The sequence below is a fragment of the Streptomyces mayonensis genome (genome assembly GCF_018982965.1).
Classification (GTDB): Bacteria; Actinomycetota; Actinomycetes; order Streptomycetales; family Streptomycetaceae; genus Streptomyces; species Streptomyces mayonensis.
This window is the reverse complement of record NZ_JACBYP010000076.1, coordinates 20,898-41,854: the sequence shown is the minus strand read 5'-3', so window position 1 is coordinate 41,854 and position 20,957 is coordinate 20,898. Positions and strand designations below refer to the sequence as shown.

19 protein-coding genes are annotated in these 20,957 nt (G+C 73.9%); 10 read left to right on the top strand and 9 right to left on the bottom strand.

What is annotated here, in order from left to right:
* Positions 1–49: 49 nt before the first annotated feature.
* Positions 50–1,423 (bottom strand): maleylpyruvate isomerase N-terminal domain-containing protein, encoded by a 1,374-nt coding sequence (locus HZS56_RS25225; RefSeq protein WP_216723077.1) that lies wholly within the window; start codon positions 1,421–1,423, stop codon positions 50–52.
* A complete protein-coding gene (locus tag HZS56_RS25220; protein ID WP_216723076.1) occupies positions 1,420–2,016 on the bottom strand; it encodes a sigma-70 family RNA polymerase sigma factor in 597 nt (198 codons plus the stop codon). The genes HZS56_RS25225 and HZS56_RS25220 overlap by 4 nt, the downstream gene beginning before the upstream one ends.
* A gap of 409 nt (positions 2,017–2,425) precedes the next feature.
* Here HZS56_RS25220 and HZS56_RS25215 point away from each other — a divergent pair, with 409 nt between their 5' ends.
* From HZS56_RS25215 to HZS56_RS25205, 3 genes are all read left to right on the top strand, one after another.
* Positions 2,426–2,806 carry an STAS domain-containing protein gene (locus HZS56_RS25215; RefSeq protein ID WP_216723075.1) on the top strand — a complete coding sequence of 127 codons (381 nt, stop codon included), beginning with the start codon at positions 2,426–2,428 and terminating at the stop codon, positions 2,804–2,806.
* A gap of 176 nt (positions 2,807–2,982) precedes the next feature.
* Positions 2,983–3,495, top strand: a complete 513-nt coding sequence (locus HZS56_RS25210; RefSeq protein WP_216723074.1) for an EF-hand domain-containing protein — start codon at positions 2,983–2,985, stop codon at positions 3,493–3,495.
* Between the two features lie 535 nt (positions 3,496–4,030).
* Positions 4,031–4,603, top strand: coding sequence for an ATP-binding protein (locus tag HZS56_RS25205; protein ID WP_216723073.1), 573 nt, complete (start codon positions 4,031–4,033; stop codon positions 4,601–4,603).
* Between the two features lie 399 nt (positions 4,604–5,002).
* On the opposite strand, the gene HZS56_RS25200 is transcribed toward HZS56_RS25205, so the two are convergent.
* Entirely contained in the window at positions 5,003–6,166 is a 1,164-nt protein-coding gene (locus tag HZS56_RS25200) for a GlxA family transcriptional regulator (RefSeq protein ID WP_253914828.1), read from the bottom strand.
* A gap of 71 nt (positions 6,167–6,237) precedes the next feature.
* On the opposite strand from HZS56_RS25200, the gene HZS56_RS25195 reads away from it, so the two are divergent.
* On the top strand, positions 6,238–7,563 hold the full coding sequence (locus HZS56_RS25195; protein ID WP_216723072.1) for an MFS transporter: 1,326 nt from the start codon (positions 6,238–6,240) through the stop codon (positions 7,561–7,563).
* Here HZS56_RS25195 and HZS56_RS25190 read toward each other — a convergent pair.
* Positions 7,546–8,748, bottom strand: coding sequence for a flavin-containing monooxygenase (locus tag HZS56_RS25190; RefSeq protein WP_216723071.1), 1,203 nt, complete (start codon positions 8,746–8,748; stop codon positions 7,546–7,548). The genes HZS56_RS25195 and HZS56_RS25190 overlap by 18 nt on opposite strands.
* 99 nt (positions 8,749–8,847) lie before the next feature.
* Here HZS56_RS25190 and HZS56_RS25185 point away from each other — a divergent pair, with 99 nt between their 5' ends.
* Entirely contained in the window at positions 8,848–9,555 is a 708-nt protein-coding gene (locus HZS56_RS25185) for a GNAT family N-acetyltransferase (protein ID WP_216723070.1), read from the top strand.
* A 114-nt stretch (positions 9,556–9,669) separates the two neighbouring features.
* Here the strand turns inward: HZS56_RS25185 and HZS56_RS25180 are convergent, their stop codons facing one another.
* From HZS56_RS25180 to HZS56_RS25170, 3 genes are all read right to left on the bottom strand, one after another.
* A complete protein-coding gene (locus HZS56_RS25180; RefSeq protein WP_308408154.1) occupies positions 9,670–10,425 on the bottom strand; it encodes a pyridoxine/pyridoxamine 5'-phosphate oxidase in 756 nt (251 codons plus the stop codon).
* Positions 10,422–10,847 (bottom strand): pyridoxamine 5'-phosphate oxidase family protein, encoded by a 426-nt coding sequence (locus HZS56_RS25175; RefSeq protein ID WP_216723069.1) that lies wholly within the window; start codon positions 10,845–10,847, stop codon positions 10,422–10,424. The genes HZS56_RS25180 and HZS56_RS25175 overlap by 4 nt, the downstream gene beginning before the upstream one ends.
* 238 nt (positions 10,848–11,085) lie before the next feature.
* Positions 11,086–11,721: a TetR family transcriptional regulator gene (locus tag HZS56_RS25170; RefSeq protein WP_216723083.1), complete on the bottom strand. Its 636-nt coding sequence runs from the start codon at positions 11,719–11,721 to the stop codon at positions 11,086–11,088.
* 324 nt (positions 11,722–12,045) lie between these two features.
* On the opposite strand from HZS56_RS25170, the gene kbpA reads away from it, so the two are divergent.
* From kbpA to HZS56_RS25145, 5 genes are all read left to right on the top strand, one after another.
* Positions 12,046–12,837, top strand: coding sequence for an AfsK-binding protein KbpA (gene kbpA / locus HZS56_RS25165; protein WP_308408153.1), 792 nt, complete (start codon positions 12,046–12,048; stop codon positions 12,835–12,837).
* A 191-nt stretch (positions 12,838–13,028) separates the two neighbouring features.
* Positions 13,029–15,422 (top strand): protein serine/threonine kinase AfsK, encoded by a 2,394-nt coding sequence (afsK, locus tag HZS56_RS25160; protein WP_216723067.1) that lies wholly within the window; start codon positions 13,029–13,031, stop codon positions 15,420–15,422.
* A gap of 56 nt (positions 15,423–15,478) precedes the next feature.
* Positions 15,479–16,030, top strand: coding sequence for a hypothetical protein (locus tag HZS56_RS25155; RefSeq protein ID WP_216723066.1), 552 nt, complete (start codon positions 15,479–15,481; stop codon positions 16,028–16,030).
* Positions 16,031–16,070: 40 nt separating this feature from the next.
* Positions 16,071–16,694 (top strand): hypothetical protein, encoded by a 624-nt coding sequence (locus HZS56_RS25150; RefSeq protein WP_216723065.1) that lies wholly within the window; start codon positions 16,071–16,073, stop codon positions 16,692–16,694.
* Positions 16,691–17,332 carry a nucleotidyltransferase domain-containing protein gene (locus HZS56_RS25145; protein ID WP_216723064.1) on the top strand — a complete coding sequence of 214 codons (642 nt, stop codon included), beginning with the start codon at positions 16,691–16,693 and terminating at the stop codon, positions 17,330–17,332. The genes HZS56_RS25150 and HZS56_RS25145 overlap by 4 nt, the downstream gene beginning before the upstream one ends.
* 207 nt (positions 17,333–17,539) lie before the next feature.
* On the opposite strand, the gene afsS is transcribed toward HZS56_RS25145, so the two are convergent.
* The gene (gene afsS / locus HZS56_RS25140; RefSeq protein ID WP_216723063.1) at positions 17,540–17,752 is read right to left on the bottom strand and encodes a regulatory protein AfsS; all 213 of its coding nucleotides are present in this window, start codon (positions 17,750–17,752) and stop codon (positions 17,540–17,542) included.
* Positions 17,753–17,960: 208 nt separating this feature from the next.
* Complete coding sequence (gene afsR, locus HZS56_RS25135) at positions 17,961–20,954, bottom strand: SARP-family global regulator AfsR (protein ID WP_216723062.1); 2,994 nt, start codon at positions 20,952–20,954, stop codon at positions 17,961–17,963.
* Positions 20,955–20,957 lie beyond the last annotated feature (3 nt).

Sequence of the window (20,957 nt, the reverse complement as noted above, 5' to 3'; positions counted from 1 at the left end):
GGATGTAGGGGCGGGCGCCGCTGCCTGCCCCCGGGACCGCCGCCCGCCCCTACATCCGGCTCAGGCCCGCCGCGGCGAACAGCACGTCCCGGATCGCCTCCCGGTCCCCGACCTGGCCCGCCGCTGCCTCCGCCGGAGGCACGTGGCCCGCGGCCAGTCGGCAGAACTCCACGCCGTCCAGGGCGACATGGGCCACCTCGTGCTCGACGGAACCCACCGCGCCGGGGGAGTCGAGCGGGATGAGCCACTCCCCGCCGCCCGAGCCCTCGATCTCCAGCCGCAGGCTGCGCCCGGGCTCGCCCGCGGGCACCAGGTGCGGACGCCCGCCGGGGGCCGCCAGTCCGGCCCGGCGGCGGGCCGCCAGGACGCCCGGCAGCATCCGGGCCGCGAGGTCGATCATGCCGTTGAGATGGCGGGCCGAGGGCGGTTCGTACGGGTAGTCCACCGCGTCGGCGATGTCCTCCGCGTGCACCCAGCACTCGAAGGCCCGGTCCAGCATGGCGTCCCGCAGCGGCAGCTCGAAGTCGCCGTACGACACCGGCATCCCGCCCGCGTCGCCGGTGAACGACACGGTCCGGACGATGTCGTGGCTCTGCTCCCGCCAGGGCCCCCGCACCAGCCGGGTGGGCGGCGTGCGCGAGGCCCGCCAGTACGCCTCGGTGCGGACGGCCGGGGCCCGGGTGGGCGCGGTGGTGCCGCCCAGCGGGTCGGTGAGGCCCAGCGTGAGGGCGACCGCGCCGTCCACGGCCAGCAGGTGGGCGATGACCCCGGCGACGGTGGTCCGGCGGCTCGCGGGACCGTCCTCCTCGAACCAGCGCAGGCGCACCGGCGTGTGCCAGTCGGAGTCCCCGATGTCCTGGAGCAGGGCGTCCAGACGGGCCGTCTCCGCGTCGTACGGGGTGGCCCACTCGGGTACCGGGATACGGGGCGGGCGGCGCTCCAGGCAACCGTCCAGGACGCGGGTGCGCAGGCCGGGGTCCAGGTCGAGGCTCTCCGGGCGCTGGAGCAGCGTGACCGCCTCGCGCAGGCGCGACGCCTCGTCGGCGCAGGCGTCGCACTCACCGAGGTGGTCCTCCACGGCCGCGGCCTCCGGTGCCGAGCAGGCGGCCAGGGCCCACGCCCCGAGCAGTGAGGTCAGCACGTGATGCTCCAGCGCGGCCGGCGCGATCTCGGGCAGCGGCCGTCCACTGTCCTCGACGGAGACCCGGGGCAGCGGTATGCGCGGCCCGCCGAAGGCCCCCGGCGGGGTGTCGAAGTCTCCCGGCGGGGTGCCGCCGGGCCCGCCTGCCGGGCCGCGGGCGCCGTCGTCCTCGCACGTGTTCCCGGTCCCGCTCGCGTTCCCGGTCCCGCCGTCGGCACCGTTGTCGCCGTTGGTACCGGTGTCGGCGTTGTCGTCGTGGCCGTCCTCGTCGTACGCCGTCACGCCGCACCCCCGTATCCGGGCGGCGCCCCGGGGGCCTCCGGAGCGGCGGTGCCGGCGTCGCGGGCGGTGGACAGGAGCTGCAGGCCCAGGCGGAGCCGGCGGCGGGCCTCGTCCTCCGTGACGCCCAGGTCGGCGGCGGTCTGGCGGTAGTCGCGGCGCTGGAAGTAGGCCAGTTCCAGCGCGGCGCGCAGCGGGGCCGGCATGGACTGGACGATGTAGTCGGCGCGGGCGGCGACCGAGGCGTGGCGCACCCTGGTCTCCAGTTCCTCGGCGGTGCCCGGGCCGCCGCGGGCGAGGGCGGCCGTCTCGGTGGCGCGCAGCCGCTGGACGGCGAACCGGTGGGTGAGCGTGGCGATCCAGGTGCGCATCGGGCCCTGGCGCGGGTCGTAGGCGTCGGGATGCTCCCAGACGTGCGCGAAGACGTCGCGCGTGAGGTGGTCGGCGGCGCGCTCCTCGCCCAGCACGCGGTGTGCCAGCCCGTGCACGAGCGAGGCGTACCGGTCGTACAGCTCGCCCAGGGCGGCTGCCTCGCCGCGTGCGAGCCGCTGCTGCATCTTGCGGTCCCAGCGCAGCGGCATGTCCCTCTTCGCCATGCGGCCCTCCACCCCCTGTTCGGTCCCTGGTCCGTCCCTGCCCGGTACCTGTCTGCTCCCTCTGTTCCGTCCGCGCGCCCGGTGCACCAGCCTGCGGGCGTCCACTCCCCGAATGTAGTCCGCACGCCGTACAACGCACGCCCCTTTGTTCCAAAGCGCGCCCCCGGCGCTCCGGAGGTGATATGGCCCTCCAGAAGTGATATGCGCCTCCACTACCCTCGATCGTGCGATCAAATTCGATCGAACAGGATCGAAACAGTCTGAAACAAGCCTCTTCTGACTGGGGACGGTTTCCGGGCAGGTGTTTGCGGGAACCGCCGGTGGGCAGGCGCGCCGCCAAGAAGCGTAAGCAGGTCTTCCGTTTTTGGCTGAATCCAGGAGAACTCAGGCGTTCCGACGAGGGAAGGGCATGGTGGTGACGTTCAACGTGACCGGCGGTGAGCAGGGCCGGTGGGCCGTGCTCCAGGTGTCGGGCGAGCTTGACCTGGTGACGTCACCGGTGCTGCGGCAGCGCGTGCACGACGAGGTGGCCGAGGGCCGGCACAGCCTCGTCCTCGATCTCTCCGAGGTCCTCTTCTGCGACTCGAGCGGCGTCGGGGTGCTCATCGCCTCCCGGCGGCTCATCCGTTCCTGCCAGGGCCGCCTGCGCCTGATACTGCCCGCGCAGGGCGCCGCCGACGGCTCCCACGTCAACCGCGTCCTCGGTGCGCTGGGCGTGCGCCGGCTCTTCGACTGCCACCCCGACCTCGCCTCGGCGACCGGGGACGAGCCCCGGCCCCTGTCCGCATGACCGCCCCGCGCGCTTAACCGCGCCCCATCCGCGCAACCGCGCCCCACTCGCGTCGTCGCGCCCCGTCCGCGTCACCGCGCCCCCTGCTCGCGCCCCTGCCCACGGAGACGCCCGCCGACGTACGCTCCGGGGCCAGACGTATTCCAGACACCGACATGAGGCGGCCGGAGACAATCATGGTCAACAGCGAGTACGAGCGCAGGATCGCCGCGCGGTTCGCCGTCTTCGACCAGGACGGCAACGGTCACATCGACCGCTCGGACTTCAGCGCGGCCGCCAAGGCGCTGCTCACCGAGTTCGGCGTGGCAGCCCGGTCCGACAAGGGGCAGGCCCTGTACGGCGGCGCGGAGGCGCTGTGGCAGGGGCTGGCGGGCATCGCCGACCGCGACGGCGACCAGCGCATCACCCGTGAGGAGTTCGTGACCGGCGCGGTCAAGCGGCTGCGGGACCGGCCGGAACGGTTCGCCGAGATCGCCCGCCCCTTTCTGCACGCCGCACTGGACCTCGCCGATCCCGACGGTGCCGGCGCCCCCGTCGTCGCGGACGCCGCGCGCGTGCTCACGGTGCTCGGGGTGCCCGGCGACACCGCCCGGCAGATCGCGGCCGGGCTCGACGCGGACAGCGACGGCAGGGTGGGGGAGGCGGAGGTCGTCCCGGCCTTCGCCCGGTACTTCACCGTGCCCGAGTAGCGGGCTCACCGCGCGCGAGCGGCGGCTCTCCGCCCCCGCGGTCACGGCCGTCGGCCCGCACCGGGTCGTGTCGCTGATCGTGGCGCGGTGTCGTCACGGAGCGTCGACACCGGGGCGCGGCCGTCGAGTGTCCCGTCACGGTCCGGAGTCGATGCCACGGTCCGGTACGTTGTGGCGGGTGTGCGTGGCCGTGGGCGCCGACCGTACGGGGGCCGTTCCCGGGCCCGTTCCGGAACCGGCGGCGTACGCCTTGCCCTGCCGGGCGAAAAGGCCGTCGGCGACCGTCTGTTCGAGTCCCTGGAAAGTGCGTCGCACAGTATGCCGCACGGGTACTCCTTCGCGCTGGAATATGCCCGAAGCGCTTGTTGGCGTGACTGTACGTCAACCAAGCTGTCCTTCACGGGATTCACGTTCCGTGATCCCCGCCCCGGCCATTGTTCTGGTCATGCTCGAAATGGCTACGATCGTGGCCCTCATGAGGCGTGAGCCTTTGTGTCCGCCTGTTCGGATGGTGTGAGCGGTGCAGGTGCTTCAAGTGCAGCTGGAGGTCCGTCCCGACCCCTCGGAAGTGGGGCGTGCCCGGCGCTGGGCGCGCTCGCGCCTGGCGGGGACGGGGATACGGGCCGACGAACCACTCGCCGAGACGTTGATCCTGCTCGTCTCGGAACTGGTGACCAACGCCGTCGTCCACACCGGCTGTTCGGCCGTGCTGCGGCTGGTGCTGCCGGGGCCGGGAACGGGACCGGGAGCGGGGCCGGCGGGGACCGCGGGAGCCGGAACGGGGGCGGGAGGGGCCGAGGAGGCCACCGTTCGCCTGGAGGTGGAGGACGCCAGCGACCGCGCGCCCGTTCCCCGTTGGGTGGACGGCGACGCGACCGGCGGTCGGGGCCTCGCCCTCGTCGACGGGCTCGCCGACCGCTGGGGCTGGAGCCGGGAGGGCGCCGGCAAGCGCATCTGGTGCGAACTGGACCGCGGCGCCGTGCGCGAGGACCCCGCGCCGGCCGGCGGCGGCTGCGACGCTGAGGGCGACGGCGACGGCGACGGCGACAGCGACGGCGACGGCGACGGCACGGTGGCGTACGACGGATTCGCCTACGAGGCGGTGTGACCGCCCCGCATCGCGCCCCAGTGAACGCAGGCCCCGCGCTCCCGTGAACGCAGGCCCTGCGCCCTGCGCGTTGCGGGTGCCATTGCTGGTGCCGGTGCGTGCGCCGGGTGTGCTTCCGTGCGCGTCTTCGCGAAACGGGATGCAAGGAGCGAAACGGTATGCGCCGGTTGACGGATCGTGACCGCTTCATCACGCTTGTAGGCATCGATTCGCCGCGAGGGGACGACGAGGGTTCGGTGACGGATCCCTCGGCGAGTGTGGGTCGAGATTCGGCGGCGGTTCCCCCGGGGGCGACGGGAGCCGGGCGGGAGCGCCGGAGTCGGGTGGCGGCGCGTGATGCCATGTCCGGGGCGGCCGGTGCCGCGCCGCCGGCCGACGAATCCGGGGACCTCCGGCACCCTACGACCCCTGAAGCTCCACACTTTCTCCACAGGTTGTGGAAAACTCCGAGCGGAAGGTCCGCCGGTACCCGGTGGGCGTGACCCCGAGCGCCGCCTGAAGGTGCTGCCGCATCGACTGGGCGGTGCCGAAACCCGCGTCGCGGGCCACCTGGTCGACGCTGAGGGCGGTGGACTCCAGCAGGTGCCGGGCCCGTTCGACGCGCTGCCGGGTGAGCCACTGGCCCGGACTGACGCCCACCTCCTCGCGGAAGCGGCGCGTGAAGGTCCGTACCGACATCGACTCCCGGGCGGCCATGTCCCGCAGCTGGATCGGTTCGTGGAGGCGGCCGAGTGCCCAGGCGCGGGCGGCCGTCGTGGAGGACTGCTGCGGATCGGGCACCGGCCGCTCGATGTACTGCGCCTGGCCGCCGTCCCGGTGGGGCGGCACGACCGTGCGGCGCGCCACCTCGTTGGCCACGGCCGTGCCGTGGTCGCGGCGCACGATGTGCACGCACAGGTCGATGCCGGCCGCGACCCCGGCGGACGTGAGCACGTCGCCGTCGTCGACGAAAAGCACGTCGGCGTCCACCCGGACCTTCGGGAACAGCCGCTGGAAGTGCTCGGCGGACGCCCAGTGGGTGGTCGCCGGACGGCCGTCCAGGAGTCCGGCGGCGGCCAGGACGTACCCGCCCGTGCAGATCGCGACGAGCCGGGCGCCCGGCCGTACGCGAGCCAGTGCGGCGGCCAGCTCCCCGGTCAGCACCCCCTCGTCGTGCACCGGGCCCAGCTCGTAGGAGGCGGGGATCACGACCGTGTCGGCGGTGGCGAGCGCCTCGGGGCCGTTGCCCACCAGGATCGCGAAATCGGCGTCGGTGGCCACCGGCCCGGGCGGCCGGACCGAGCAGGTGACGACCTCGTACAGCGGACGCCGCTGCTCGTCGCGGGCGAGGCCGAAGATGCGCTGCGCGATGCCCAGCTCGAAGGGCAGGATCCCGTCGAGCGCCAGGACGACGACACGGTGCGGGCGGTCGGCGTCGGCAGGGTGCGGGCGCTCGACGTGGTACGAACCGTCCCCGTCGGCAGGGTGCGGGCGGTCCCCGTCGGCACGGTGCGGGCGGTCGGAGTGGTGTGGATGGTCCGCGCGGGGCGGAGGGCCGGTGCGGGGCGCGGGTGCGGACGTCATGGCCCGATCCTAGCGAACACTGTCCTTCGGGCCACTCGATGGCGCCGCCCCGGTGCCGGAAGCTCAGTGACGTGACCCAGACAACCGACGCCACCGCAGTACCCGGAAACCGGCGGGAGCCGTTCCCGGGTCCCCGCCGGCGCGTGCACCGCGCCTGGTGGGTCGCCGCAGTCACCTTCGTGACGATCATCGGCGCCGCGGCCTTCCGTTCCCTGCCCGGCATCCTCATCGACCCGCTCCACGACGAGTTCGGCTGGTCGCGCGGCACGATCGGCGCCGCCGTCTCCGTCAACCTCGCGCTCTACGGCCTCACCGCCCCCTTCGCCGCCGCGCTGATGGACCGCTTCGGCATCCGGCGGGTGGTCGCCGTCGCCCTCGCCGTGATCGCGCTCGGCTCCGGACTGACGGTGTGGATGAACTCCGCCTGGCAGCTCATCCTGTGCTGGGGCCTGCTGGTCGGCCTCGGGTCCGGTTCGATGGCCCTGGCCTTCGCCGCCACCGTCACCAACCGCTGGTTCACCGAGCGGCGCGGCCTGGTCACCGGCGTCCTCACCGCCGCCTCCGCCTCCGGCCAGCTGATCTTCCTGCCGCTGCTCTCCTGGATCGTCCAGCGGCACGACTGGCGCCCCGCGGCCGTCACCGTCGCCCTCGCCGCCCTCGCGGTCATCCCGTTCGTCTGGCTGCTCCTGCACGACCACCCGGCCGACGTCGGCCAGAAGCCCTACGGCGCGCGGCAGTTCGTACCCAAGCCCGCCCCCGTGCCCGGCGCTGCCCGCCGAGCGCTCACGGTCCTGTTCTCCGCCGCCCGCACCGGCCCCTTCTGGCTCCTCGCGGGCACCTTCGCGATCTGCGGCGCCTCCACCAACGGCCTGGTCCAGACCCACTTCGTGCCCGCCGCCCACGACCACGGCATGCCGATCACCGCCGCCGCCTCGCTGCTCGCCGTGATCGGGGTGTTCGACGTGGTCGGCACGGTCGCCTCCGGCTGGTTCACCGACCGCTTCGAACCGCGCCGCCTCCTCGCCGTCTACTACGCCCTGCGCGGTGTGTCGCTGCTCTTCCTCCCCATGCTGCTCGCGCCCAGCGTGCACCCGCCGATGGTCTTCTTCATCGTCTTCTACGGACTCGACTGGGTCGCCACCGTCCCGCCCACCCTCGCCCTGTGCCGCGAGCAGTACGGCGAGGACAGTGCGATCGTCTTCGGCTGGGTCCTCGCCTCGCACCAGGTGGGCGCCGCCCTCGTCGCCTTCCTCGGCGGTGTGGCCCGCGACCGCTTCGGCTCCTACGACGTGGTCTGGGTCGCCTCCGGCGCCCTGTGCGCGGCGGCGGCGCTGATGGCCCTGGTGATCCGCCGGCGGCCCGTCGCGGCGGGCCTCCCCTCAGCCGGGCAGGCGTGACACCCGCCCGGCCTGGCGCCTCGCGACCGCCTTGGCGATGCGTTCGGCGTCGAGGGCGAGTTCGCGGAGCATGCCGCTGACGGGGTTGGTGAAGCCGGTGAAGTACAGGCCCGCGGCGTCGCGCGGATTGCGGGCGCCGTGCACGACCGGCCTGCCCCTCGCGTCGAGCACGCCGAGGTCCCCGACCAGCCCCTCCAGGCCCCGCCGGTAGCCCGTGGCCGCGAGCACCGCGTCGGGGGCGACGCGGGTGCCGTCGGCGAGCAGGACCTTGCCGTCCTCGAAGCCGTCCACCGCGGCGACGATCTCCACCCGGCCGTCGCGCACCGCGTCGAGCAGGCCGACGTCCTGGACCGGGATGGCGCCCTCCCTGACCCGGCTGTAGAGCCCGGTGGCGGGGCGCGGCAGGCCCTGTGCCGACAGGTCGGGCACGCTGATCCGGGCCAGCGGACGGGCCAGCCGGTCGACCAGGGCGACCGGGAGCCGCCGGCACAGGATCCCGGTGTACTGGGCGGCCCAGCCGGCGGTGGAGCGGCGGACCACGTGAGGCACCGTGCGCACGGCCAGCCGGACCCGGGCGGCGCCGCCCTCCACCAGGTCCACGGCGATCTCGGCGCCGGTGTTGCCGACCCCGACGACCAGCACGTCGCGGCCCGCGTACGGAGCGGCGCTGCGGTAGTCGGACGCGTGCCGGAACTCGCCGGCGTACGTGTCCCGGCCGGGCCACTCCGGTATGCGCGGGGTGTGGTTGAAGCCGGTGGCGACCACGACGGCGGCGCCGGTCAGCTCGCGGCCCCCGGAAGCGTGCAGCAGCCAGCCGGCGCCGTCGGACGCCCGCTGGACGCGGAAGACCTCGACGCCCGTGACGATCTCCAGTTTGTGGTGCTCGGCGTACTTCTCCAGGTACCGCACCACGTCGTCCCGGGCCACCCACCGCCCGAAGCGGCGCGGCATCGGCAGGCCGGGCAGCGCCGACAGCCGGCGGGTGGTGTGCAGGTGCAGCCGGTCGTAGTGGTGCCGCCAGGAGTCGCCGACGTGCCCGGCCCGCTCCAGGACGACGGCCCGCAGCCCGCGGGCCCGCAGCGCGTGGGCGACGGCGAGGCCGCCGGGACCGGCGCCTATGACGTACACGGGACGGTCCGCGGGGTGTGCGGGCAGCGGTTCAGCGGACGCGGTGGAGTCGGCCATGCCGCGAGCGTAATCGGGCTGCTGCTTGATGGGTCTCGGTCAAGACCGAAATCGGTTGCGGATCGGTCACGACTGCCGCCGGTCGGCTTGAATGGCCCGATGGCCCACATACACGCACACACCACTCACGCCGGCGACACCCCCGCCCCTTCCCGCGCCGAGCCCCGCGGCCACGGGCTCCGCCTGCGCTCCTGGGACCCGGACGACGACGCCGACGCCGAGGCATGGCTGCGCGGCATCCTGGACCCCGAGTTCCAGCGCTGGAACACGCCGCTCACGCTGTGGACCGACCTCGCGGGCGCCCGCGAGTCGCTGCGCGCGCGGGCGCGGGAAGCGGCGGACGGCAGGGCGGTCTCGTTCCGCGTCACGGACGACGGCATCGGTACGGCGGGCCCCCGCGGCACGACGGGCAGCGCCACGGCGGCCAGCGGCACGGCGGGCAGGGGTCCGACGGGCAGGGGTACGACGCTGGGGCACGTCGGCGTCAACGAGATCAGCCTGACGATGAAGGTGGCCCGGGTCGGCTACTGGGTGCTGCCCGAGGCCCGCGGCCGGGGCGTCGCGGGCCGCGCCCTGCTCCTCGCCTCCCGCTGGGCCTTCGCGGAACTCGGCCTGCACCGCCTGGAACTGGGGCACGCCGTGGGCCACGAGGTTTCCTGCCGGGTCGCCGAACGGTGCGGCTACCGCGCCGAGGGGACGCTGCGCGGGGCCATGTTCGAGTCCGGCCGCCACGACGCGTTCCGCGACGTGCACCTGCACGCCCGGCTGTCGACGGACACGGAGCCCGCGACGCCGGACGCACGGTGAGCCCGGGGCGCCGGGGCACGCCGGGTGCCGGGGGCTGCCGGCGCCGGCAGCCCGGTCGTGCCACTCAAGGTCACTGAAGGCCGTTCAGGGCCGCGCAGGGCTGTTCCAGGCCGTTCAGGGCCACAGCAGCCGCCGCTCCCAGCCGCGCCCGGCATGCCCGTCGCGCCCGGCACGCCCGGCACGCCCGTCGCGCCCGCCGTCCTCCGGGCCGTCGGCTCCGCCGTGCACCGGGACGTCGCCCCGCGGCCGTCGGTAGGCCAGCCGTACGTGGCGTCGGCGGGCGTCCCCCTGGAAGAACTCCACCTCCTCGGGGAGCAGCCGGTACAGCGTCCAGGTCGGCACGGGCGCGTCCGGCTCCCGGCCGGCCCGCTCCCAGGCCGCCTCGGACGCGCGGGCCAGCTCCGCGACCGACCCCAGCTCCGCGCTCTGCCGGCCGGTCAGTGCCGCCGCCAGCGCACCGGCCGACCGTGCGTGCAGGTCGGCCTGCGCATCCTCGGCGGGAGCGACGGTGACCGGGCCGCGCAGGCGTACCTGGCGGCCAAGCACCGGCCAGTAGAACAGCAGCGCGGCGTACGGGCGGGCGGCCAGGTGACGGCCCTTGCGGCTGTCGGCGTGCGTGGCGAAGGACCAGCCGTCCGCGTCGGCGCCGTGGAGCATCACGACGCGTACGTCCGGCAGGCCCTCGGAGTCGGCGGTCGCCAGCGACACCGTGTGCGGTTCGCTCTGTCCGGCCGCCACCGTCTCGCCGAACCACTGTGTGAACAGGGCCAGCGGGTCGCCCGGCGCGTCGGCCGGGTCGAAGGGCGGCAGGTCGGTGACCGCCGGGTCCCAGACGCGCAGCGACCTCAGATGCTCGTCGAGGCTCCTCACAACCCGCCGAGGTCGGAGGAGACCCAGCGCTCGGGCCGCATACGCAGGACGACGCCCGCGCCGTGGTTGGCCAGGGAGAAGTCGACGTATCCGTCCACCTTCTCGGCGGGGAGGTAGCGGGCGGCCATCTCCCGCAGGTGCTCCTCGGTGGCGTCGACCGTCTCGACGACCGGTCCCTCGACCGACACGTACCGGATGGTGGGCTCCAGCCTGTCGACCATCAGCGAGAACCTGCCCTCCTTCTGGATCAGCCGGCTCTTGCGGCTGTCGAGACCGGTCAGGATCCACGGGTCGCCGCCGGGTGCGTACTGGTACCAGATCGGCACGGTCAGCGGGGCGCGGCCCGCCTCCGCGGCCACCGCGAGCGCGGCGATGTGCGGCTCGGCCAGGAACGTCTCACGCTCTTCGCGGGTCAGGGGCACTGCGGTCTCCTCCAGCGGTTGCGGACGTACGTGATGGGTTCAACGTAGGCCGGGTGTACGGCTGTTCCCGTCTGCGGACACCAATGGGCCGGACTTCGAGGCGCCGGTCCACGGGCCGGAGGCCGGTACGGCCGGGCAGTACACGGGCGCAGGGCACGGGCGCCGGGTTCGAGCGGGCGCGCGGCGGAGATGACAGGCGGCCGCGTCGGGCGCCGACCGGTGCTGCCGGGTGGGCGTGCTACTTGGTGGGCTTCTTGCCCGTGACACCCAGGTACGTCAACAGAGCCAGACTGGGCTTGAGTTCGGCCTGCTTGACGCCCCAGGAGGTGAAGCCCTTCTGGTGCGAGGCGGCGGCCGCGAGCATGACGACCAGGGACCCGGCGATCGCCGCGGGGTTCACGTCCTTGTCGACCCGGCCCTTGGCCTGAAGCTCGGCCACGGAGTCCGAGAGGGCGGAGTTCACCGAGTTGAGGATCTTCATACGGATCTTGAAGAACCGTTTATCCCCTTCCGCCGCACCGAGATCGACGACGCGGAGAATCGCGTCGTTCTTCCTCCAGAACTCCAGGAAACCGTCGACGAGTTCCTGTGCCGTCTGCCAGCCGGCCTTGCCGACCCACGAGCGGCCCGCCGCCAGCCCGGCCAGCGAGGAACTCTCGGCGGCCGTGCGCTCGGCGATCTCCAGGACGGCACCCTCGACGTCCGGAAAGTACTGGTAGAAGGTCGCGGGCGAGGTACCGGCCCGGCGGGCGACATCGATGACTTTGACATCGCGATAGGGGGAGGAATTGAGCATGTCGCTGAGGCAGTCGAGCAGTTTCTCCCGGGTCGCCTGCCCACGTCGACCGGCCACGCGGCCATCGACGGTACGCACTTGTCCTGTCATGCCGGTCAGCTTACCGACGGGGGGTCCGAGCGCGATTCGGCCGACTGCAAATGGGGTGCGGGCGCGGAAGGAGGCTGGTGTGCCTGGTCTGCGCGGTACGGGTCGGGCGGTTACTTTGACGGCATGGCTGAAAACGGGGCAGCAAACGGGGAGACCGGGGAAACCGGAAACGCAACGCCCGGACGTACGTCCGAGAGCCCGCCCGAACCCCCATCCGGAGGTCCCCCCGGAGGCCCGGCCGGAGGTCCCTCCGGGGGCCTGCCCGAGAGCCCGCCCGCACCCCCGGCCTACCGGGAAGGCACCCCCTGCTGGGTGGAGGCGCAGCTCTCCGACGTCGAGGCGGGCCGCCGCTTCTACGGCGAGCTGTTCGGCTGGACCTTCGAGGAGGCGGCCGGCGAGGGCACGGCGGGCGGACCCGGCGAAACGGGAAAGCCGCCCGGAACGGGAACGGGAGAACTGCCCGGAGCGGGAACGGGGACGGGAACGGGAGCCGGGACCCCGGGCGAGCCCGCCGGCCCCCTGCGCGCGTACCTCGACGGCGAGCCCGTCGCCGCCCTGGTCCGCAAGACGGACGGCCGCATGCCCACCGTGTGGTCCGTGTACTTCCACACTCCGGACGCCCGCGCCCTCGCCGAGCGGATCCGGGCGGGCGGCGGCCAGGTCCTCACCCCGCCCCACCCGGTCGGTGAGCTGGGGACCAGCGCCCTCGCCGCCGACCCCGAGGGCGCCGTCTTCGCGCTCTGGCAGCCCGGCAGCCGCCCCGGTTTCGGGCGCCGGCACGAGCCGGGCACCTTCGCCTGGGCCGAGCTGTACACCCGCGACACCGAGGCCGCCAACGCCTTCTACGGCGACCTCTTCCACGACGCCCTCTTCGGCCCGGACGCCGACCCCGACGTCGGCCGCGCCCCGGTCTCGGACGTCTTCCCGGCCGAGATGCCGCCGCACTTCCTCGTCCACTTCCTGGTCCGGGACGTGGAGGCCGCCCTCGGCGCGGTGGCCCGGCTCGGCGGCAGGGTGCGGGTCCCGCCCTTCGAGACGTCGTACGGGCGGGCGGCCGTGGTCTCGGACGGCCAGGGAGCGTCGTTCGCGCTGCTCCAGCGCTGACCGGAGACGCCCGGACGGCACCAGGCGCCCGGGATGGGACGAGACACCCTGATTGTCCCGAGGTTCGCCACCAGCGCCTCGGGCAGGAAGAATCGGGGTGCGTGGCGCCACACAGGGGCGGTGGTGAGACGCTGCACTTCGGTCGCGTGCATAAGTGGGTGGCGCGGCCCGTACGGGGAGGTGGCAGGCAAGTGGTGGATCAGCTGACACAGCACGATCCGCGGCGGATCGGGCCGTTCGAGGTGCTGGGGCGGCTCGGCGCCGGCGGCATGGGGCTGGTCTATCTCGCGCGCTCGGCGTCCGGGCGGCGCGTGGCGATCAAGACGGTGCGCACGGAACTCGCGGAGGACCAGCTCTTCCGCGTCCGCTTCACGCGGGAGGTGGAGGCGGCCCGAGCGGTCTCGGGCTTCTACACGGCGGCGGTGGTCGACGCCGACCCGCGTGCCGCGGTGCCGTGGCTGGCCACGGCGTACGTACCCGCACCCTCCCTCGAGGAGATAGTGAACGAGTGCGGGCCGCTCCCGGCCCAGGCGGTGCGCTGGCTGGCGGCGGGCGTCGCGGAGGCGCTCCAGTCGATCCACGGGGCGGGTCTGGTCCACCGCGACCTGAAACCCTCCAACGTCCTCGTGGTGGAGGACGGGCCCCGAGTGATCGACTTCGGTATCGCGTCCGGGGTTTCGAACACCCGTCTGACCATGACGAACGTCGCGGTCGGCACCCCCGCCTACATGTCGCCGGAGCAGGCGAAGGACTCCCGCAGCGTCACCGGCGCCAGCGACGTGTTCTCGCTCGGCTCCATGCTGGTCTTCGCCGCCACGGGGCACCCGCCCTTCCACGGCGCCAACCCGGTCGAGACGGTCTTCATGCTGCTGCGCGAGGGCCCCGACCTGGAAGGCCTCCCGGACGAGCTGCGTCCGCTCATCGAGGCCTGTATGCAGATGGAGGCCACCGGCCGCCCCAACCCGGCCGACCTCCAGTCCCAGCTCGCCCCGCACCTCTTCGGCTCCGGCTCCGACGACAGCGGTACGGCGTCGGCGTGGCTGCCCGAGCGGGCGGTGAGCCTGATCGAGGGCCGCCGCAACGGCCGCCCCGCCCCGAAGCCGGCCGCGTCCGGCAGCCGCGGTCCGGGCCCGGGCGGTGCCCGTCCCCCCGTACCGGCATCGCCGCCGGCGCCGCCCCCGCCCCCGCACGACCCCGCCGTGCCGGCGCCGCCCGCGCGCGGGCCGGCGATTCCCGCGCCCGTCGGCGCCCCCGACGCCGGGCCGGTGCGGCTGGCCGGCGCCGCGGTGCCGATCGGGCCCGGCCCGCGCGTCGCCGACGTACGCGCGTCCGCCGTCGCCGCGCCCCGGCCGGAGACCGCGCTCTCCGCGTCCTGGGCCCGGCCGCGCCCCGGCGTCAACGGCGCCGACCCCGCCGTACCGGCCGCGCCGCCCGTGCCTCCCGAGGCGTCCCCGGCGGGCTGGCGGCCCTGGCGGTTCCGCATGTCCAACGACGTGTGGGGCACGCCCCGGGTCGCCGAGGACCTCGTCTACGTCACCTCCTTCGAGGTGCACGCCCTGGACGTGGCCACCGGGCGCCGGCGCTTCAAGACCCGGGACGTCGCCTGGTCGATGGCGGTCGCGGACGGCCGGGTCCACGCCTCCGACGGCCCCACCCTCTTCGCGCTGAACGCCCGCGAGGGCGCCGACCTGTGGCGGGTCCAGACGGACGCCTGGGTGTACTCCCTCCAGGCCGACCGCGGCACGGTCCTCACCGCCACCCGCGGCGGCGGCGTCCAGGCCTGGGAGGCGTCCAGCGGGCAGAAGCTGTGGGAACTCACCGGCGCGCAGACCGACTTCGAGTCCGCCGAGGCGGGCGCCGCGCTCCACGACGGCACGGCGTACGTCTGGCAGGACGCCAGGCTCCGCGCCCTGGACGCCCGCACGGGCGACGAGAGGTGGTCGTACCCGATCGGCGACGCCGCCTCCTGCGGCGGGGTCCCGGTCCGCCTGACCCGGGCCCCCGACGGCTACGTGTACGTCGCGGCGGGCACCCGCGTCCTCGCCCTGGAGGTCGCCTCGGGCCACGTCCGCTGGCACTTCGAGGCCCCGGCGGTCTTCCTGGCCCCGCCCACCTTCGTGCCGGGCCCGGCCGTGACCGGCGGCGGGGTCTACCTGGCCGACTACCTCGGCACCGTCTACGCCCTCGACGCGACCGACGGCCGCGACCGCTGGCGCATCGCGACCGAGGCCCGCTCCTCGACCGACCCGGTCCTGGTCGCCGCCGGCCACGTCCACGTGGGCAGCGGCAAGGGCCTCTACACGCTGGACGCGGTGACCGGCACTCCCAAGTGGCGCTTCCAGGCGGGCGGCGACATCGTGGGCGCGCCGACGGTCGCCGAGGGCCGCATCCACTTCGGCTCGACGGACCACCTGCTCTACACCCTCAAGTCCGACGACGGCCGCCTGCGCTGGAAGCTGGCCACCGGCGGAGAGATCACCGGCTCCCCGGTCGTGAGGGACGGCATCGTCTACGCGTGCAGCAAGGACCGCTGCGTGTACGCGCTGGACGCGGAGAAGGGCACGGGAACGGCCCGTACGGCGTGAGGCCCCGTGTCCACCTGGTGACGTGTCCGTGACACCCGCGGGCTAATGTGATCACCATGACAACACGGGGGCGAGCACTCAGACTCACGGCGATCTCGACACTGGTGGTTCTCAGCCTGACCGGCTTCTCCACCAGCCGTCACGGCCACGGCCACGGCGGCGACGGGGGCGGCGGCTGCAGCAGTTCCAGCCAGGACCACGACAGTTCGTCGTCCACGTCGGGCGGCGGCGACGCGTACAAGGACGACGACGACTACTACGGCACCGGCCGCCACGACTACGACGACGACTCCTACGACGACGATGACACGGGCGGCGGCGGCAGCGACTCCACCGCCACCCCGCAGCCGGCCACCGTGGAACTCCTCACCTGCGCAACGAAGTCCGCCCCGTACGCCACCGTCGAGATCACCAACCCGAACGCACGCGAGTACACGTTCCCGGTCACGGTCCTCTTCAAGGACACGGCCGGCACGACGACCGCGGACAACCGCGAGGAAACCACGGTCCCACCCGGCGGCACGAAGAAGCTCCGCATCCCCCTCGACACCACGCCCACCCCCGACCACTGCGAACTGGACGACCCGGAACCACTCCCCGTCCCGTAGCCGGCCGAACGACCGCTGACGGAAGGGGACGGGACGCAGCATGGACCCGACAGCCGCCCTGCGCCTGAGGCAGGCGATCACCCGCACGGAAGAAGCCACCCGGGGACGCGCTCCCACCGGCCGCCCTCCGGAGGAGGCCGACGCCCTCCACGGCACCTTCGCCACCGACGGGGCGCTCGGCTTCGACCCCTTCCCCTTCCTCCGGGCGCTCGACGAAGCCCGTTCGCGCGCCGTGGTCATCGGCCAGGTCGCCGGCATCATGCACGGCTCGACCGAGCTGACGGGAGACCTCGACCTGCTCTGGGACGGCACCCCCGCGGAAGCACAGGCCCTGCACGCGGCCCTCACCCGCGTCGGCTGCCCAGCGCCGCCCGACCTGACCCGCGCGCAGGTGCCCTACCGGGTGACCGGTGCCGTCGGCGACCTCTGCACCCCCGCCCTCCCCTGGGGCGCCATGAACGTCGCCCCCTGCCTGCCCCGGGCCGACACCACGCGCGACCCGGCGGGCTTCACCATCCGCTACGCCGCCCTCGACGACCTCATCCGCATGCGCCGCGCCCTGGGCCGCCCGAAGGACCACCGCCGGGCAGCCGAACTGACCCGGCTGGCCCTGCACCGGCCGCGGTCAGGAACCTTCGACTCCGCTGACGGGTTCCCGCGGTGAGCGAGCAACCGCCCGGCGGCGGCACCGAGCTGTCACCCGACGAGATCGAAGCCCTCCCCGCCAGGTGGTCGTCCTGCTGGACCCCGAGTGAGGTCGCGCAGCGGCTGGCCGGGATCAGCACGCCCTGGTGTGTGGCCGCGGGCTGGGCACTGGACCTGTTCCGCGGCAGGCAGACACGCGCTCACGGGGACATCGAGATCGCGATTCCGGCCGCGAGCTTCCCCGAGGTCCGTCACCGCTTCCCCGGATACGTCTTCGACGCGGCAGGCGGCGGCCGGATCTGGGAGGACGCCGCACCGGAGGCGCTGGCCGCCGTACATCAGACATGGCTCCGCGATCCGGCCACCGGAAACTACCTGCTCGACGTGTTCCGCGAACCACACGACGGCGACACCTGGATCTGCCGACGCGACGACAGCATCCGGCTGCCCTACGGCGACATCGTCCACCACACCCGGGACGGCATCCCGTATCTGGCCCCCGAACTGGTCCTGCTGTTCAAGGCCAAGCACGTCCGCCCAAAGGACCAGGCAGACTTCGACTCGACCGTCCCGCACCTGACCTCGCCCCAACGCGGAACCCTGACCGAGCTCCTCACCCGCACACACCCGGGCCACCCCTGGCTCGCGAGCCTGTGACCAACGGTGAACGACGAGGCCGGGATTGGACACTTTGTCCCGCGTGAGTGATGGATTCACCAGGGGTTTTGGCGGGTGGAGGTGGGACGGATTGTCCAATCTCCCCCTCACCCACCGGAGAGGGCCCGGTGGATGTCCTGGGGGACACAAGTCGGCCGCGGCGGCTCCCCTCCGCGCCGCCGCGGCCGATCCCCGTGTGGAGAAGGTCTACTTGCCGTCGCCGTCCCGGTCCAGGGCGGGCGGGGCCGGCATGTGGCTGTCCAGCGTGGTGATTCCGTCCTCGCTCGGCGGGGCCGGCATGTGGCTGTCCTGGGTCGTGGCCGTGCCGTCCTTCGGCGGGGCCGGCATGTGGCTGTCCTGCGTGGTGACGGTGCCGGAGCCGCTCTTCGCGTCTTCGTTGCTGTTCGTGGCGTCGCTCATAGTCCTTGACCCCCATGAAATCAATGGAACATCGGGTTGCGGCGCCCGTTCAGCGGCTCCCCCGAGACCGCCGAACGGGCGTTCCAGGGTCGTTCACCCTACAGATGAAGCCCCGGGCGACCCGCCTGCCCCCCGACGCGACGGATCGATGCCAGGATCGTGACAGCACCCCATAAACGTTCGATGAACGGCCCCGTGGACCGCTCGCTCAGGCTGCTTCGACGGGGCGCAGGAGTGCGCGCAACTCCGCCGTCTGCGGCGCTCCGGATTCCTCGTGGATGGACAGCGCGTCGCGCCAGCAGGCGCGTGCACGGTCGGTCTGTCCGAGGCTGCTGAGCGAACGTCCCAGGAGCGTCAGGATGTTGGCGCGCATCCAGTCGCCGCCGATGCTCCCCGTCGTCAGTGCCTGTTCGGCGTGCTGGGCCGCCTGGGCGGGGCGCTGGGCGGCGAGGTGGACCTGGGCGATACGGAAGTGTGTCGCACCCTCCCACAGCCGTTGCCGGTTCGCCGCGAAGGTCTGCAACGCGGTGGACAGTTCACTGAGCGCCTCGGTGTGCCGTGAGGCGTGGCTGAGGGCGATGCCCAGTGCGTACCGGGCGTTGGCCAGGCGGAAGGTCAGGCCGAGTTCGTCGTAGAGAGCGATTCCCTGACGCACCAGGTCTATCGCCGCGGTCGCGCGCCCCAGGGACACGAGGACGCGTGACAGGTTGCACAGAGCGCTGGCCTCACCGGCACGGTTGCCGTCCGCCCGGAACGCCTCCACGGCCTCACAGAGGTGAGCCTCGCTCACGCCGTGCCGGTTCTTGCAGTTGGCGATGATGCCCTGCTCGTTGTGGGCGTTCCCCGTGATCCAGGGGTCCGCGGTCCGATTCCCGAGCTCGATGGCGAGCTCGGCCTCCGTGCCCGCCTCGTCGAAGCGGCCGGCGCGGCTGAGGACTTGCGCCAGCGTCGTGCGCGCCCGGCCCTCGGCCTGGGGGTCACCGGACACGGACGTGGCGTCGCGTACCGCGAAGGCGGCCGCTTCGTAACTGAGTGAGCTCGCTCCGGACTCCGCCAGGTCCTTCGACGCCAGCAGGAGGTCGACGGCTCGACGGAGTGTGCTCGCTCCGAGTGACTGCCGGACACACGCCAGGATGCAAGCGGCCTCGGAATGCAGCCAGTCCAGGGCGTCGGTGTCCTCCCTGAACTCCATGCCCGCGCACTCGGTACGCTCCAGGTGGTCCACCGTCCGGTCCCCCGGCCGTTCGATCGCGTAGACCTCCGTCGCCGTGGCCAGGTAGAAGTCCAGCAACCGGGAGAGCGCGGCACCCCGTTCGGACGGTGGGTGCTCGTCGCGTTCCGCGCATGCGCGCGCGTAGAGGCGGACGAGGTCGTGGAAGCGGTAGCGGCCCGGCGCCGCCGACTCGAGGAGCGACGTGTCCACCAGGGACTCCAGGAGGTCCTCCGTCTCCTGCGCCGGGAGGTCGAGGACCGCCCCCGCGGCCGCCAGGGAGATGTCCGGGCCGTCCGCCAGGCCGAGGAGGCGGAAGGCGCGGGCCTGGGCCGCCTCCAGCTGGCCGTAGCCCAGTTCGAAGGTGGCCTCGACGGCCAGGTCGCCGGCCTGCAGCTCGTCCAGGCGGCGGCGCTCGTCCGACAGCTTCGCCGCGAGGACGGAGACCGTCCACGTGCGGCGCGCCGCCAGCCGGGACGCGGCGATGCGGATGGCGAGCGGCAGGAAACCGCACGCGCCGACCACGTCCAGGGCCGCCTCCCGTTCCGAGGCGACCCGCTCCTCGCCCACGATCCTCGTGAAGAGGGCCAGCGCCTCCTCCGGCGCCATCACGTCCAGGTCGACCAGGTGCGCCCCGGCGAGGTCCACCATCCGCACCCGCGCCGTCACCAGCGCGGCGCAGCCGTCCGTACCCGGCAGCAGCGGCCGTACCTGGGCGGCGTCCCGGGCGTTGTCGAGGAGGACGAGGACGCGGCGGCCGTCCAGCACGGAACGGTAGAGGGCGGCCCGTTCCTCCAGGGAGTCCGGGATCGCCGAGTCGGCCGTGCCGAGGGCGCGCAGGAACGAGCCCAGCACCGTCTCCGGCTCCGCGGGCCGCGCACCGGCGCCCTGCAGGTCGACGTAGAGCTGCCCGTCCGGGAACGCGGCCCGCGCCCGGTGGGCGACGTGCACCGCGAGGGTGGTCTTGCCGACGCCGCCGATGCCGGCCAGCGCGGAGACCGCCATCACGCGGCCGCCGGGTCCGGGCCCGTCCCCGGGCCCGTCCCCGGACGCCGCCGACAGTACGTCGCTCAGCTCGCGCACGAAGGACGCGCGGCCCGTGAAGTCGGGCACGGTGGCGGGCAGTTGCGCCGGGCGGACCGCGGGCGCCGTCGTCTCCGTGTCCGGCGGCGCCGACGGCTCGGCCAGGGCGGGGTCGGCACGCAGGATGCGCTGCTGGAGTTCCTGGAGGCCGGTGCGCGGGTCGACGCCCAGCTCGTCGGCGAGCAGGCGCCGCGTGTCCGCGTACACCGCGAGGGCCTCCGCCTGGCGTCCGCTGCGGTACAGGGCCAGCATCAGCAGCTCGCGCAGGCGTTCGCGCAGGGGGTGCGCCGCCGTCAGCGCCGTCAGTTCCGAGACCGCCTCGGCGTGGCCGCCCTGCTCCAGGTCCAGTTCCAGGCAGGTTTCCAGGAGTTGGAGCCGCCACTCGTCCAGGCGGACGCGCTGCGCCTCCGCGTACGGTCCCGGCACGCCGGCCAGCGCCTCGCCGTCCCACAGGGCCAGCGCACGGCGCAGGGCGTCACGGGCCCGGGCGAAGTCCCCGGCGCCGCGCGCCTTCTCCGCCCCGGCGACCAGGTCCTGGGCCGCCGCCAGGTCCAGCGCCCCGTCGGCGAGACCCCGTACGGCGTACCCGCCCGACTCGCTGACCAGCACCCCGGGATCCAGGGCCTTCCGCAGCCGGGACGCGTACGTCCGGACCGCGGCCAGCGCCTGCGACGGCGGCTCCTCGCCCCACAGGGCGTCGATCAGTTCGGCCGCCGTGGCCGTACGGCCCTCGCGCAGCAGCAGGGCGGCCAGCAGTGCCCGCTGCTGGGGCGAGCCGGTGGCCAGTGACTGTTCGCCGCGCCAGGCACGCACCGGTCCGAGCACGCCGAAGCGGAGCGCGGCCGACCCGTCCGGTTCTGCCGGGGATCCGGGACGCCGCTGCTCCGGAACCCGCGGTCCACCGTCCATGCC

Bases quoted from the DNA above. Each gene is read 5' to 3' on its own strand.
- HZS56_RS25200 (WP_253914828.1), bottom strand. From the start codon at position 6,166: ATGACGTCCGCACCCGCGCCCCGCACCGGCCCTCCGCCCCGCGCGGAC.
- HZS56_RS25190 (WP_216723071.1), bottom strand. From the start codon at position 8,748: ATGGCCGACTCCACCGCGTCCGCTGAACCGCTGCCCGCACACCCCGCG.
- HZS56_RS25185 (WP_216723070.1), top strand. From the start codon at position 8,848: ATGGCCCACATACACGCACACACCACTCACGCCGGCGACACCCCCGCC.
- afsR (WP_216723062.1), bottom strand. From the start codon at position 20,954: ATGGACGGTGGACCGCGGGTTCCGGAGCAGCGGCGTCCCGGATCCCCG.
- HZS56_RS25210 (WP_216723074.1), top strand. From the start codon at position 2,983: ATGGTCAACAGCGAGTACGAGCGCAGGATCGCCGCGCGGTTCGCCGTC.
- HZS56_RS25155 (WP_216723066.1), top strand. From the start codon at position 15,479: ATGACAACACGGGGGCGAGCACTCAGACTCACGGCGATCTCGACACTG.
- afsS (WP_216723063.1), bottom strand. From the start codon at position 17,752: ATGAGCGACGCCACGAACAGCAACGAAGACGCGAAGAGCGGCTCCGGC.
- HZS56_RS25220 (WP_216723076.1), bottom strand. From the start codon at position 2,016: ATGGCGAAGAGGGACATGCCGCTGCGCTGGGACCGCAAGATGCAGCAG.
- HZS56_RS25215 (WP_216723075.1), top strand. From the start codon at position 2,426: ATGGTGGTGACGTTCAACGTGACCGGCGGTGAGCAGGGCCGGTGGGCC.
- HZS56_RS25150 (WP_216723065.1), top strand. From the start codon at position 16,071: ATGGACCCGACAGCCGCCCTGCGCCTGAGGCAGGCGATCACCCGCACG.